The following is a 13,739-nucleotide window of genomic DNA, read 5'->3' as shown; positions in this document are numbered from 1 at the left end:
GAGGAGCCGGCCCCGGTCGTCACCACCGAGGTGGTGGCCGAGGCCGAGCTGGACGAGGACCAGGACCAGCCCGAGCTCACCCAGGAGCCGGCCGAGCTCACGGCCGAGATGGCGGTCGAGGTTGCCGAAGCGGTCGCCGAACTCACCATCGAGGACGAGCTGGACGAGCCCGAGGCCACCACCGAGGTGGAGCCGAGCGCCCTGCAGGCCGAGCTCGCGGTCGACGGCGCCGAGGCAGAGCTGCAGGAGGACCAGGCCGTCGAGGAGCCGGCCCCGGTCGTCACCACCGAGGTGGTGGCCGAGGCCGAGCTGGACGAGGACCAGGACCAGCCCGAGCTCACCCAGGAGCCGGCCGAGGTGGCGGTCGAGGTTGCCGAAGCGGTCGCCGAACTCACCGTCGAGGAGGACCTGGACGAGCCCGAGGTCACCACCGAGGTACCGCAACAGGCCGCCGTCGAGACCGCCGCAGCCGAGCGCGATACCCAGCAGGACCAGCCCGAGCCGGCCGACGAGGAGAGCTGGCAGCACCTGCCCTACGCCATGCTGTCCGATGCTGAGCTGTCGGCCGCCCTGGCCTACGCGGTGGATGCCGCCGAGACCGCCCAGGACCAGGCCGCTGCCCAGGAAGCCCGCGCCGCCGAGCTGGCCGCCGCCCTCGCCCCCGGTGGGGAGATCGAGCAGCGCGTCGCCGCCCGGGCCGAGCGCGTCGAGGCCATCCAGGAGATGCGCGCGGCCGCCGTCCAGGTCGAGGAACTCACCGCCGGCATCGAGTACGACCAGCGCCAGGCCGCCGGCATCGAGGCCCGCCTGGCGGAGACCGGGCGATTCGGTCGGCCTGCCGTGCGCGGCCCCGAGCGCGAGCAGTTGGAGCGCCAGCTGCTCGACCTGCGCGCGGCCGCCGGGCGCCGGGACCAGGAGCTCGCCGCCGCCCGTCAGCAGCTGCAGGACAGCACCCAGCGCGCCGGCAGCCCGGCCGAGCACGAGGAGGTGCTGGCCAACTGGCAGCGCGCCGGCGGCAGCCGCGAGGCAGTGCTGGCACGGACCACCGCATCGCGCGAGCGAGGCCTGCAGGCCGCCCGCGCCGAGGCCGACGCCGCCCGCGGCCGGGTCACCGAGCTGGACACCTCGGCCGCCACGATCCGCCAGGAGATGCAGCGGCGCGACGCCCAGCCGTACGCCCAGCGCCTCGCCGAGGAGGCCCGGCGAATCCAGGCCGCCCAGCGCGCCGCCGAGCAGCAGCGCCAGCAGAACCAGCAGCAACAGGGCCCCGACCAGAACCGCGGCGGCCGCGGCCGCAACGGCCCCGAACTGTAGGAGAACAATGTGAGGCCCGGGGGCGAGCCCCAGGCCTCACGAGTCCAGGTTGTATACCGCTCGCTTCTGTCCGTTCGGCACCCGCCCTGCACGGACTGGCCACCTGGCAACACCGGCACTGCGCGTGCTGGTCGGGCTGCGGGGACCGGCACGTACCGTCCGAGAGTAGCGGAGCATCCTAGCCCGGACGCGAGACCGTCAGCACGGGTTGACGAATGCTCATCCCGGGGGATGGGGCTGTTGCCAGGGTGAGCACAGCGGCCGCCGTCCCGGCCCCACTAGGCTCCGGGCCATGTCGATCCCGAACCAACAGCAGATGCCCGCGCCCGCCCCGAGCGCGGCGGCAATCTCGGCGGCGATGGCCGCACTTGGGGCGTACGCCGAGCCCCCGACTGCCGGCGAACTGGAGCAGCAGGCCCGGGCCGTGGGCGGCGAGCACGTCCTGGCCGCCGTCCTGGCCAATGCCTTGTACGGCGCCGCGATCGGCACCGGGATGCTCACCGAGGGGCACATGCTCGCCCAGGGCGCCGGCGCCGAGGAGATGTCGCTGGCCCGCCGGCAGGTGCTCCAGGCGTCCGGCGCCGAGGGCCCGGGCGTGATTGGAGTGCTGCACTGGCAGGCCGGGCACGTCTCGCACCTGCTCAAGGGACTGGACGCGCAGGGCTGCGGCCCGGTGGTCGCGGCGGCCGCCCGTACGGCCAGCGCGCTGCTGGCGCTGCTCGCCTGCTCGGCGGTGTTCTCCACCGAGGACGAGCGGGCCGGGTAGATCCCCGACGAACTGGCCCGCGCCCGACGCGAACTCGCCGAGGCCCTGGCCGAGCTCGATGCACTGCCAGCCACGGCTGCGGCGATGTTCCTCGGTGCCGTACCCGGCATGTAGGGGCGCCGTCAGCGCCGGTTGACGGAGTGTTCGCCCGAGCGGGCGGAGCTGTGCCAGGGTGGGCGCATGACCGACCTGGTGGACACGTACGCCGAACTCGGCGCCCGACTGGGCACCTGGCTGACCGCCCCCTCGCCGCTCACCGCGGACGCGCTGCTCGACTGCCTGCGCGCGGCGGAGGCCGGCACCACCGGCGAAGTGCGGTCGTTCTGGGGGTTCGCCGCGATGAACTGGCAGGCCAGCATCAGCGCCACCGCGGACACCCGGCCGAGCGTCGGCGAACTGCGGGCGGTCGCCATCGAGTACGCCGAGATTGCCCGCAGCCGGGAGACGGCGAACGCCGGGCAGTGACCCACTGCCCGGCGTTCGAGGCCTCGCTACTCGGCGGGTGCACCGCCGGGCAGGATGAGGGCGAGCTGGCCGTCCGAACCCAGACGCCCCTGGCCGTCGGACCGCTGGTCGTTGACGATGACGAACCCGTCCTCGGTGGTCTCGACCGGACGGGTGGTGTCGGCGGCGCCCTGCTCGGCCGCGAGCTGTCGGGTGCGACGGCGGCGCGACGCAGCCACCTTGGACATGGGGTTGTCGGCGAGCCCGCCGCGGTCGCGCTCGTAACCCTCGCCGGCCTTCGAACCCGGCTTCCACCGGCCGTGTTCGTCGGCGGCTTGGGAGCTCGCCCCGGCCGCCCGGGCGGCGCTGCGACCGGAGGCGCGCCAGCCGTGCGAGGTGAACGTCCTTCCGCGCTCGTCGGTGGCGTGGCCGGCCGCGCCCACCAGTTTCTTGGAGATGTCGTTGACCGATCCGGGGTGCAGTTCGGCGCTGACGTTGCCCCACCGGTCGACCTTGCGCAGCAGGCGGCCCTCGGTGACGCCGCGTTCGGCGAGGAGCGTGCGCCAGGCGGTGAGCGCCGCATGCGGACACAGCGCGTCCCCGGTGGCGGGCAGGAACAGCTCGGCGCCCTTCCCGGCCTGGTCGGTCTTGCTGCTGCGGAAGCGGACCGCAACACCCTTGGGGCTGCTGGTCGTCCAGGCGTCGGACAGGTTCAGCGCCGCGAGCTCGGACCGGCGGGTCCACGCCGCGTAGGACAGCGCGCACAGCAGCCGGTCGCGGGCGCCGGTCAGGGTGCTCGGGTCGATCCGCTCGGCCACGTCGAGCGCCTGGTCGTCGGTGACGATCGCCGACTTCTTCGTGGTGCGGCCGGCGTCGGCAAGGCGCTTGCCGTGCGCGCGGATCAGCGTGCGGGCGTCGTCGGCGTCCGGCTTGGGCTGCCGGGCGATCTTGTGCATGGACTGGATGGCCGCGACGGCCTGGTCCAGGGACGACGCGGCGTAGGGCTTGCCGGTGCGCTCGCTGACCGTCTCGGTGAGGTGGTGGACCCATTCGGTGAGGGTTGCGGTCGTCATGGGCAGGGTGGTGCGTCCGTTGGCCCGGCACCACTGGTCGGCCTGGCTCCACCAGTTGCGGTACGCGCGGCGGGTGTTCTCCGGGACGGCGACCACCAGCGCTTCGCGGGTCGCCGGTGTGAGGTGGTGGTCGGCGTCCGTCCACGGGCCCGCGCCCGGGACCGCGAGGGCGCTTCGAGCGCCCGGGAGAGCGACGCTCAGCCCTTCCGAAGGCTGGTCCATTTGCCCCCTTTCGTCGCCCGTGATTTGGAGCAATATCACGAGTGAGCCGAACCTTACCAGGCTCGGCCGACGCTGCGTCAGCGATTCGCTGACGCGTGGGCCGGATGTCAGCGAAACGCTGACATTAGCTGAAAGTGTCAGGGTTAGCCTGACAAAGTTAATCTGTCAGGAGTAGCCTGACAGGCATGACGGACACCGATCCCGGCACCGACCGGTACGCCTACAGCCGGACCGCCCTCGCCCGGCTCGCCCTCTCCCACGAACTCGCCGGACTCGCCGACCGGGCCGCGGCCGGCGTGCCCACCGTGAACGACGCCTTCACCAACCCGGGCGAGTCGGTCGGCGACGCGCTGCACCTGGTCGAGCTCGCCCAGGAGGTGCTCGCCCGGGCCGTGGTCTACGAACGGCAGCGCGGCGCCAGCTGGGAGAAGATCGGCGAACAGCTCGACGTCGCCCGGCAGTCTGCGCACGAGCGGTACCGGGAGGCCGAGGAGGAGTGGGGGCAAGCCCTGGTGGAGCCGCTCTACCCGGCCGAGCCCGGGCGCCGCGTGCGCGGCCTGCGGCTGCACGAAGCCGCGTACGAGCCCACCAAGGCCGGCCGGCGGCTCGACCAGTGGGCGCGCGAGCACGTCGACCAGTGGGCGAGTGCGCACGGCAAGCAGCACCGCGACGACGAGCACCCGGTTACCGGCCGCTTGCCGCACCTGACCACCGCCGAGGAGATGGTGCAGGTCATGGACGCCATCAACCTGCTGCACCGGACCCACGCCGGCCCGGCCAAGCGCGCCGAGGTCATGGAGCGCAAGGCGGCGCTGCTGGACCGGATCGCCGTCGAGGACGGCAAGCCCGAGGCTGCCCAGCAGGCCGCCGAGGCCCGCGCCTACGCCGCCCAGCTGCGGGCCGAGGCCGAAGCCGAGGCGACGCCGTGACCCGCGTCAACCCGGACCAGGCCTACCGGGACGCCCCGCCGCAGCCCGCCGAGCTCGGCGAGGTCATGCGCGGGCTGGCGGAGTGGATCGAGGGGAAGCTGACCCCGGCCGGCGTGCGCGAGCACAAGCTGCGGGCCGCCGCGGCCGCCGACCGCAGCGCGCTGCTGGCCGCCGACGAGGTCACCCACTACAAGGGGCAGCGCACCGCGGCCGCCCGCGAGGTCCGCGCCCTGGTGGGGGAGACCCGGGAGTCGGCAGAGGAGGCCGCGGCCGCGCTGATCGAGCACGACCGCCAGCACCGGACGGCCCTGGCCGAGCCGGCCGGGCTGACCGGCCGGGACTACGTCCGCGCCGAGTACCTGGCGTGGCAGACGAAGGAGAACGCGCGATGACGGAGCCGACACCCGCAGAGCTGCGCGAGCTGCAGGGCCGCGCGGAGGCGCTGCTGGCCGACCTGGAGGCCGTCCACGGCCGCCTGCTCGCCGCCGACGAGCCGCTCAGGGATACCCGGTTCGCGCTCACCGGAGGCAAGGACGGCCTGCGCGAGGCCGTCGACTCCTTCTCGCGCTGCGCGGGCGAGATCGCCCGGGTTCGCACGGCCCGCGACCCGCGGCTCTGCAAAGCGCACTGGGGGATCTGCCCGACGTGCGGGCCGACCCTGCGCAGCAGCGGCGGCGAGACCTGGTGCGAGCAGTGCGGCACCCGGTGGGACTACGACCGTCTCGGCAGCCCGTGCCTGGAGGTGGCCGAGTTCATCGGCGAAGACCCGGGCGGCGGCCGGGTCCTGCTGTGCGGCGCCCACGGCCGCCAGCTGGAGAAGCAGGTCACCAACGGCCGGCTGATCCCGCTCGGCGAAGAGGAGTAGGCCCCACCTGCAGCCGGCAACGAGAAGCGCCCCGCCATCGGCGGGGCGCTTCTCGTTGCCGGCGGTGGATCAGGCGCCGCCGCGACGCTCGGCCTTCGCCCGCTCGGCGGCCGCGAGCTCGGCCGCCAGCCGGTTGGCCTCGGCCTCGGCCGGGTGGAACACCGGCGCGGTCACCCACTCCGGATCGTCGTCCAGCCAGTCCTGCAGGCCCTCCCCGGTCGCCTTCGGCGGAGCGGTTTCCTGGTGCGACTCCAGGCAGGCCGGCGCCGCCAACTTTGGCGCCAGGGTGTGCAGCCGGCTGATCCACTCGATCTCGCCGAGCGTGCCCACCTTCGCCGGGTCGCCGGCGTACGTGCGCACCCACCCGAGGTAGAGGGCGGTCAGGATCTCCCGCACCTTCCGGTGGCGGTACCAGCAGCGCGGCACCTCCCGCGGCATCTCGTGATACTCGATCAGCCAGTCCACCCACAGGCCGAGCTCGCCGATGCGCTGCTGGCGGTCGGCCGGCTCCATCGCCGACCAGACCCACCGGCGCGGTGGGGTGGTCTTCTGCCCGGTGGCGCTGGCCACCGTCTCGGCCGGCACCTGCTGGGCCAGCTCGGCAGGCTCAAGCACCAGTGATCTCCTTCGTCATGGACACCCCGGCCGGCTCCAGGGGGCGGGCCAGCCAGGCCTTGATATCCGCATCGCGCCAGCTCGGACGCATGTTGACCCGGATCGGTGCGCGGTTGAAGTACAGCACGATGGCGGTCAGGTCCGGGATCTGGCGCAGCTGGTGGACCGGCAGCAGGTCGGACTCCACCCACTGCGTCGAGGTGGACTCGCCGGTGCTGCTGCTGGTCCGGCTGGTCCGCTCGACCAGCTCGCGGCCGAACAGGAACGAGAAGTACCGCAGGGTTTCGTCATCGGCGAGGCCAGGCAGCAGCATTCGCAGCGTGGACGCCGAGATGATGGTCCGCGCGCCCTCGGCGCCCATCCGCTGGACCAGTTGTGAGTAGCTGTGCCAGAAGGTGAACATTGCCACGCCCATGCCGCGGCCCGTGGTCAGCGTGTTGGGCAGCTTCGGGTAGCGCAGCATGTTGCCGGCTTCATCAATGAAGCCGCCCAGGGTGCGCTCCGGGTGGCGGCCGGTTCGCTCGTAGCGCCGCTCCGCCTCATGGATCACCGAGGCGATCAGCGAGGTGAACAGCGGAGAGAACCGCTCGGCGTTGGTGGGCGAGGCGATCAGCACCAGCGTGCCGTTGCTCTCCAGGAGCTTCTCGGCGGTGAAGTCGGTACGGGACGCCACGTCGCGCACGCCCTTGTTGCGCCAGACCGCCGCCAGCACGTTGAGCGTGAACTGGACGCTCCCCACGCCGTCCTCGTGGAGCGTGGTCCACGGCTGGGCGTAGTCGACCGCGGCCTCGGGGTAGCGGTCTTCCAGGATGGCGCGCACGTGGTCGACGGCGCCGGCGCCGAGCGCGAGCCACCGGCGGAAGTCGTTGATGCCGCCGCCGGAGATGCGGGCGGCCAGCAGCAGGCCGGCGACGATCGCCCGGGCCTGGATCAGCCAGGGCTCGGCCTTGGGGTCGTACGACTTCTGTGCGGCGTCGGCCTGCCATTCCGCCATCAGTTCGGCGCGGTCTTCGTCGGTGGCGTAGTCCACCGGCGACCAGTGCGCTTGAATCCACGGGCCGGGCGGCAGGCCGCCGGGGGCGATCACCCACACCGGGCCGAGGTGGCGCCGGGCCTGGTAGATCTCCTCCAGGTCACCCACCTTGGTGCCGGTGACGATCGCCGGCCCCTGCCACTCGGCCGCGTTGGGGATGACCACGCCGGTGGTCTTCGCCGAGCCGGGCGGCCCGAACGCGATCCCCGAGGCCGAGCGTTCGATCGCGCCGACGATCTGCTTCGTCTGCTGGCCGCGGCCGGCGGTGAGGCGGTCCGGCCGCTCCTTCGGCGCCTCGGCCAGCGCCATCTCCCGCTCGACACCGGCCCCGCCCCACGCCGCACCGCCCGCAGGTGCCTGCCGCCGGCGCCGGGTGAGACGGCGGACCAGCACCCGGGCGAGGACGCCCAGGAGCACGACCAGCACGGCGAACACCGAGTAGAACAGCCAGGTGGGCGGGGCCGGGCTGTACACCGCCCCCGGTCCCTCGGCGACGGACAGCAGCGCCGTGCCGGGAACGGACGAGGTCATGTGGGGCAGGCCCTGCCCGGACAGCAGCCCGGACAGGACGCCGGCCGCCAAGGACACCGCGCCCAGCGAGATGACCGCGCCGGCGCCGAGCGCGGTCATGAACGTGCTGTCGTCCATCCGGCTGCTGTCGGACACTCAGACCACCATCTTTTCGTCGGTCTCGAAGAGTCGTTCTTCCTCGCGCGAGAGCACCAGCTGCACCGCGTGCGAGCCGCCGCCGCGGCCGACCTTCCACAGGGCCCGGCCGCGCTGGCCGGCGCCCCAGCTCCCGATCAGGTCGCACTCGGCATCGGTGAGGCCGATCGCCTCGCGGGTGATCTGCAGCGGCTTGGTGTCCTGCGCGAGCTGAATCCGGGTTTCGCACGAGCTGATCAGGTCCTTGGCGATGGCGACCGCCTCGGAGCCGGCCGCGCCGACCGCTTCGAAGTCCGAGAGCCGGTGGGTGGCCAGGAGCTGGATCGTGCCCTTCGCCCGGGAGAGCCGCAGGTCGGCGTCGATCTTGCGGACCATGCTCGCGCCGCCGGACTGCATCTGTCGCCACAGCTCATCGCGGACCACGATCCACGGCCGGCCGGGCTGGTCGATCGCCGCCTGCGCCCAGGAACTGACGCAGGTCAGCACCATGGCGACCGTTTCGTCTCCGTACTGCTCCAGGGCGGAGATGTCGACCGACTGGATCGGCGCGTTCCAGTCCAGGCCGATGCTGGTCTGCTGGTCAAACAGGCCGCCGAGGTGGCCGGTCACCATGGCGCCGAGCGCCGAGCGGATGGAGGCCATCTGCTCGCGGGCGGTCTGGATGTCGTTGCCGCGCACCCGCAGCTCGCGGGCCATCGCCTCGCTCGGGTCGCGCAGCACGTCGTAGACCTGCGGCAGCGTGGGGGTGGCCAGGCGCGTCTCGCTGGTGCCGCTCAGCGCGCCGGTCACCTCCCGCACCGCCACGTCCAGGCACTCCTCTTCCTGTGGCAGCAGCGAGCGCCGCAGCTGGAGCTCCAGCAGCGCCTTGCACAGGGTGAGGCGGCGCCGGTGAATCTCCGTCAGCCGGCTGAGCAGCTCGGTGCGGTCCTTCACCAGGTCCAGGCCCATGCCGAGCGGGCCTGCGTCCAGCGGGTTGATCCGGCCGGCGAGGCCCGGGCCGAGGCGGACCGGCTCCACCCCGAGGTGCTCGCACATCCGGGCGTACTCGCCTTTAACATCGCCCGCGATCAAGGTGCGTTGCCCGAGCGCCATCAGCCGGAAGCAGAGCGCTTTGATGTGCGCCGACTTCCCCGACCCGGGGATGCCGGTGATCATCACGTTCGGGTTGGTGGTCAAGCCCTCGCGCACCCACACGCTTGGGTGCGCCGAAAAGGCTTGCCTGGTCAGGGTGTTCTGCCCGATGTACACCCCGATGGCCGGCAAGCTCGCGGCGTGCAGGAACGGGTACACACCGGCGGCGCGGCCGGTGTCCGCGCGGAAGACGGCCGGCTTGGCGGGCGAGGCGGCCCGCCCCGCGTAGGGCTGGTGCCAGCCCAGGCGCGGGGCGATCCGCATAGCCGCCTCGGGGTCTTCGAGCAGCCGGGCCCGGCGCAACTCGCGCGCGGTGAGCTGGCGCTGGCGGGGCAGCGCCTCGGTGGAGGGCAGCAGCTCGGCCAGTGAGGTGGCGTCGAGGGCGCTGTCCCCTCGGGTGCGCCGGAAGAACGGGAAGCTCACAGTGCCATCCTCCGAGGGGGCAGACCCATGCCCAGCGGCAGCGCCGCGGACGCGAAACCTTCGTCCTGCGCACCCCAGCAGCGGCGGAGCTCCAGGCCGGCATCGCTGGCGTCCGCCTGCAGCTCGGCGCACGCCGTCTCCAGCTCATCGAAGCTGGTCACGGTGACCGCGAGCATGGCGACCATGCGCACGACGCCCTGGCCGCTGGCCCGGGCGATGTCCTGCGCCCGGGCGGTTGCATCCTCGCGCCGCTCGTCCTCGGACTCGGCGCGGCCGGTCTTCTGGCGCAGGATGCCGGCCGCCTGGCGCTTGGCCTTCTCGCGGCTCAACTCCCGGCGGGCCCGCGACGGTCCGAGCGGCTCGTACACCAGCGACAGCGAGCGCCTGGCGTTCTCGCGCGGCCGGAGCAAGGGCTGCAGGAACGTGGCGTACACCTCGGAGTGCGGGAAGCCGCGCACCTGGTAGGTGACGGTCCAGGCGCCATCGTGCCGGTAGACGCCCCAGCTGGTCTCGGCGGCCGCCGGCCCGGCGAGCGCCGGGTCGACGCCGGCCGGCAGACCCTTGTGGCCGGGGTTGGTGGCCGCGGCGGCCCGGGCGGCCAGCATCAGCTGGGCCTCGGGGTCGAACGCCGAGCGGATCACCTCGGCGACCCGGCGGGGCGAGAGCACCTCTACCACCTGCAGGCCGGCCGAGGAGAGCGTGCCCTGCAGGGCGTTGTACTCCCGCACCAGCACCGCGGCGGCGCCGACCTGGCCGCCGCCGGCGCCGCGCACGGCGAGCCGGGCCCGGGCCGAGGACAGCGTGACCGACAGGTAGGTCTCCCGCGCGGTCGCGGCCGGGCCGGCGCTCTCCATCAGCTCGCCGAGGGACTGCACGGCGGCCGCCGGCGCGTCCGGGCTGATGTGACGGGTCGTCCAGGCCCGCAGCGCCGCCCCGTCGTCGGGGAGCGAGCGCTGGTGGACCTGAATCCGGGTGATCGCACCGTCTTCCTTGCACAGGCCGCGCAGGAAGGCGGCCCACTGCCGCACCCGGGTGTTCTGCTTGTCGGTGTCGATCAGTGCCAGGCCGGGGAAGGTGACCCGCGCGATCAGCGTGTAGGTCTCCTCCACCGGGTTGTGCACGATGCCGACAGAGCCGCCCAGGCCGTCCGGTGCGGTCAGAACGCGCAGGCGCGCCAGCACGCCCGGCAGGTCCATGGGCTGCTCGCCGTCTTTGGTGGCCGGGGCGAACACCCCGGACATGAACACGTTTCGCTTCGTTGCCACGCTGATCTGATGCCTAACTGCGAGGAGGACCCATTCCTCGGCGGCTAGCCCCATCACGCGCCCGTAGGCGAGCAGGAGCAGGACGCCCGCGACGGGCAGCGCGACGAGGGCAGCGGTCCAGCTGTGCTGATAGATGGGCATGAGGGCGATGACCGACGCGGCGGCCATCATGGCGAAGCCGACCCCCGACAGGTTGCCGATGAATCCCGACTTCTCGGCCTGCCACCCTGTGTAGGTGTCCGGTTGGACGGTGTGCTGAGACATAGGTCAGCTCCCCTTGTTCGGCGGGGTGGGCGGGGTCGGGGGAGGCGTCGGCGGGTTGCTCTCGGTGGGCTGGCTCGGGGCGGGCCCGCCGCCGCTGGCCGGCCGGGGGCCGGAGCCCTCGGCCAGGCCGGCGCCGGTGCCGGGACCGCCGGCCGGGCGGTCTGCCGGGCGCGAGCCGGTGTCGGCCGACTCCGCCTCGGGCTTGTCGGCCGGGACCGCGGTACGGGCGTTGTCGTCGGATCGGCGCGGGGGCACCACGTTGCCGTTGTGGTGGGCCGGGCCGCCCAGGTCGGCGTGCGCCGCCGCGTTGTGGGTGGCCGCTTCCACGATGCCGAAGCCGGCGGCCGCCGCCTGCAGGCCCAGGCCGACGCCGCCGCCGACGCCGCTCCAGAACCCGCGCTTCTTGCCGCCGCCGTTGCCGCCCCCGCCGCCGGAGGAGGAGTTGGCGTTGTCCTCTTCCAGCGCCCGGGTGTAGCCGGAGCCGCCGCCGACCGCGCCGGCGCCGGCGGCCGCGCCGGTGTAGCCGCCGAACATGGCGCCGAGGCTGGAGCCCACCGCGCCGAGCATGCCGGCGCCGGTGCCGTTGCCGTTGCCCGTGGACGAGAAGGTGATGAACTTCGCCAGGGCGGGCCAGGAGAAGCACGCCAGCAGGAACATGATCAGACCCACGATGACGTTCTGCAGGCCGCTGCCGCGGGCCATCGCCGAGAAGCCGATGGCGAAGCAGAGCACGATGACGAGCTTCATCAGCACCAGGGTGATGGCCGCGTTCCTGGCCTTCGGCCACCACTCCTTCGTCGCGTCGGACAGCTGGCCGGCGACGGTCACCGGCATGGTGGCCGCGAGGACCATGATCCCGGCCTGGCGGACCATGACCTCGATCCACAGGGCCCCGATGGCCAGGATGCACAGGATGCCGAGCACGATCACGACGCCGACCGCCTCGGATGCCACCGTGCCGCCGGTGACCAGGGCGGCGCCGCCGGCCGACGCGGTACCGCCGCCGCCGACCAGGGCGGCGAACAGCGTTCCGAGCTGCGTTTTCATCGCCGTGGCGGCGTCCGCTTCGCCGTTGCCGCCGCCGGTGAACGACACATTGATGATCCAGGTAGAGACGGCGTCCACCCAGCTGAGCGCGGTCTGCAGGGCGAGGCCGTACACCGCCAGCACCATGGCCCACTTGCCCAGGCCGGCCAGCACGGTGCCCAGCGGGGCGCCGTTGCTGGAGATGGCCACCTTGGCGAACTGAATCAGCATCAGGAAGACGGCCACGAGGACGGACAGCACGGTCATGATGCCCATGACCTGGCCGATCCCGGTCTGGTCCAGGTTGATCGTGGAGGCGGAGTTGAAGGCGTCAGCGAACTGCTGCAGGGCCCAGACGGTCCCCTCGCCGATGGCGCCAGCCGCTTCCTTCATGGCGTCGGACGCCATTTTGCTGATCTTCCCGGCGACCCAGTCCACCGGGCCATTGACCGGCGGCGGGTACTGGCCGCCGAACTCGTTCATGCAGTCCTGAAAGCCGCGGGTCTGCTCGGTGATGCACTTGGTCAGCGCCTTGTCCAGCGGCGCGTAGTTGGGCAGCGAGTGGTCGTAGGAGTCCTCCCACTTCTTGAGGTGGGCGAGCTCGACCTTCTTAATGTCGTCGTCAGTACAGCCCTTGCTGTCGCCGATCATGTCGGCGCTGCAAGGCTCCGAGGTGCCGGGCAGCTGCCCGGCCTCCAGGCTGCAGCCGTCAGCTTCCGACAGGATGCAGTACTTGCCGTTCTTGTCGACGCCGACCGCCTCGCCCGCCCAGTCCTTCGGAATCGGGTCGGGCGGCCCCACGGAGGCGTGCTTGGACGGGTCGTCGGCCATCGCCGAGGGCGCGGCCACGCCGGCGCTCAGCAGCAGGGCGACGAGCAGGGCGAAGACGCGCAGTATCCGCCTAGTCTTCACGGATCACCTCCCACCAGCCATCGGCGCGCGCAGGCACCGAGTTGGGGTCGTAGCTGAGCGGGAACGTGCGCTTGGCCATGTACTGCGGATCGGTGGTGATCTTCCAATCTCCGTCCTGCCAGATCATCAGCACGTCGCTGGTCTGGTCTCGCAGCGGGCGGTCGTCGGGTTTGGCGTCGGGCAGCGTCGCCGAGCGGCTGTAGTGCATCCACACCTGGACGACCTGGCCGTCCGGCGTGATGGACTTGCCGCGCACCGCGTCCACCGAGGTGGAGATGGTCAGCCCGGCCGGCATGCCGCCAGAGGGCTGCAGGCCCACCGCGGCGCGCAGGGCCCGGGTGTCGGAGACGGCCTTGTCGATGCTCGGCTCGGAGCCGTGCGCGGTGATGGTGGACAGCTGGCGACGCAGCATGTCGTCGTCCAACAGGCTGAGTTCGTCCATGTGGTAGACGGCCGCGCTGATCGCCCCGAGCCCGTCGTCCGGGAACCCGATGCTGACGCCGTTCTTCTGTCCGGTCGGCTTGCGCAGCTTCACCGGCTTGGCCTGCGCCGGGGTGAGCATGGTCGGCGCGCCGCTGCTCGGCGAGGCCGAGCTGGCGCCGGCGGACGAGGAAGTGCGCGGGGTCGGGGTGGGGGCGGCGTGGTGGCCGTTGTCGCCGGTGTGGTCGGGGCCCAGGTTCTCGACCAGGAAGACGCCGCCGGCGGCCAGGGCGGCCACGACCACCACGCCGATGGCCGCCAGGCGTAGGCGGGCCCGCCGGGCCGCGCGGTCGTATCGGTCGGCCATCAGC

At 72.8% G+C, this 13,739-nt stretch carries 12 protein-coding genes and 1 pseudogene; 6 read left to right on the top strand and 7 right to left on the bottom strand.

Translation table 11 applies throughout. From position 1 onward, the window contains the following. The 3 genes and pseudogenes from ACGF07_RS32050 to ACGF07_RS32040 form a co-directional block, all read left to right on the top strand. Window positions 1–1,314, top strand: a pseudogene (locus ACGF07_RS32050) (hypothetical protein); the annotation flags it as partial. Window positions 1,315–1,606: 292 nt separating this feature from the next. Continuing rightward, window positions 1,607–2,080, top strand: coding sequence for a DUF6245 family protein (locus tag ACGF07_RS32045; protein ID WP_392904528.1), 474 nt, complete (start codon window positions 1,607–1,609; stop codon window positions 2,078–2,080). Between the two features lie 180 nt (window positions 2,081–2,260). Next, window positions 2,261–2,545: a hypothetical protein gene (locus tag ACGF07_RS32040; RefSeq protein ID WP_392904526.1), complete on the top strand. Its 285-nt coding sequence runs from the start codon at window positions 2,261–2,263 to the stop codon at window positions 2,543–2,545. 26 nt (window positions 2,546–2,571) lie between these two features. Here ACGF07_RS32040 and ACGF07_RS32035 read toward each other — a convergent pair whose 3' ends face one another. Then, window positions 2,572–3,819 (bottom strand): hypothetical protein, encoded by a 1,248-nt coding sequence (locus tag ACGF07_RS32035; protein ID WP_392904524.1) that lies wholly within the window; start codon window positions 3,817–3,819, stop codon window positions 2,572–2,574. 185 nt (window positions 3,820–4,004) lie between these two features. Between ACGF07_RS32035 and ACGF07_RS32030 the strand changes: the two genes are divergently transcribed. Genes ACGF07_RS32030 through ACGF07_RS32020 form a run of 3 tightly spaced genes read left to right on the top strand, consistent with a single transcriptional unit; the run spans window position 4,005 to window position 5,613 of the window. Further along, window positions 4,005–4,748 (top strand): hypothetical protein, encoded by a 744-nt coding sequence (locus tag ACGF07_RS32030; protein WP_392904521.1) that lies wholly within the window; start codon window positions 4,005–4,007, stop codon window positions 4,746–4,748. After that, a complete protein-coding gene (locus tag ACGF07_RS32025; RefSeq protein ID WP_392904518.1) occupies window positions 4,745–5,140 on the top strand; it encodes a hypothetical protein in 396 nt (131 codons plus the stop codon). Before ACGF07_RS32030 ends, ACGF07_RS32025 begins: the two co-directional genes overlap by 4 nt. Further along, window positions 5,137–5,613, top strand: coding sequence for a hypothetical protein (locus ACGF07_RS32020; RefSeq protein ID WP_392904516.1), 477 nt, complete (start codon window positions 5,137–5,139; stop codon window positions 5,611–5,613). Before ACGF07_RS32025 ends, ACGF07_RS32020 begins: the two co-directional genes overlap by 4 nt. Before the next feature lie 69 nt (window positions 5,614–5,682). On the opposite strand, the gene ACGF07_RS32015 is transcribed toward ACGF07_RS32020, so the two are convergent. The 6 genes from ACGF07_RS32015 to ACGF07_RS31990 all read right to left on the bottom strand — a co-directional run bounded on the left by ACGF07_RS32015 (window position 5,683) and on the right by ACGF07_RS31990 (window position 13,735). After that, window positions 5,683–6,228, bottom strand: coding sequence for a hypothetical protein (locus ACGF07_RS32015; RefSeq protein WP_392904514.1), 546 nt, complete (start codon window positions 6,226–6,228; stop codon window positions 5,683–5,685). After that, complete coding sequence (locus ACGF07_RS32010; protein ID WP_392904513.1) at window positions 6,221–7,927, bottom strand: type IV secretory system conjugative DNA transfer family protein; 1,707 nt, start codon at window positions 7,925–7,927, stop codon at window positions 6,221–6,223. Before ACGF07_RS32010 ends, ACGF07_RS32015 begins: the two co-directional genes overlap by 8 nt. Then, window positions 7,928–9,322, bottom strand: coding sequence for a type VI secretion protein (locus ACGF07_RS32005; RefSeq protein WP_392904558.1), 1,395 nt, complete (start codon window positions 9,320–9,322; stop codon window positions 7,928–7,930). 155 nt (window positions 9,323–9,477) lie between these two features. Continuing rightward, on the bottom strand, window positions 9,478–11,010 hold the full coding sequence (locus ACGF07_RS32000; protein ID WP_392904511.1) for an SCO6880 family protein: 1,533 nt from the start codon (window positions 11,008–11,010) through the stop codon (window positions 9,478–9,480). 3 nt (window positions 11,011–11,013) lie between these two features. After that, window positions 11,014–12,948 carry a hypothetical protein gene (locus ACGF07_RS31995; RefSeq protein WP_392904509.1) on the bottom strand — a complete coding sequence of 645 codons (1,935 nt, stop codon included), beginning with the start codon at window positions 12,946–12,948 and terminating at the stop codon, window positions 11,014–11,016. Next, entirely contained in the window at window positions 12,938–13,735 is a 798-nt protein-coding gene (locus ACGF07_RS31990) for a hypothetical protein (protein WP_392904507.1), read from the bottom strand. The genes ACGF07_RS31995 and ACGF07_RS31990 overlap by 11 nt, the downstream gene beginning before the upstream one ends. Window positions 13,736–13,739: the final 4 nt, after the last annotated feature.

This window comes from Kitasatospora sp. NPDC048194, assembly GCF_043202455.1.
Taxonomy (GTDB): domain Bacteria; phylum Actinomycetota; class Actinomycetes; order Streptomycetales; family Streptomycetaceae; genus Kitasatospora.
Note: the sequence above shows the minus strand (reverse complement) of the source record. Positions and strands in the feature narration are given on the sequence as shown.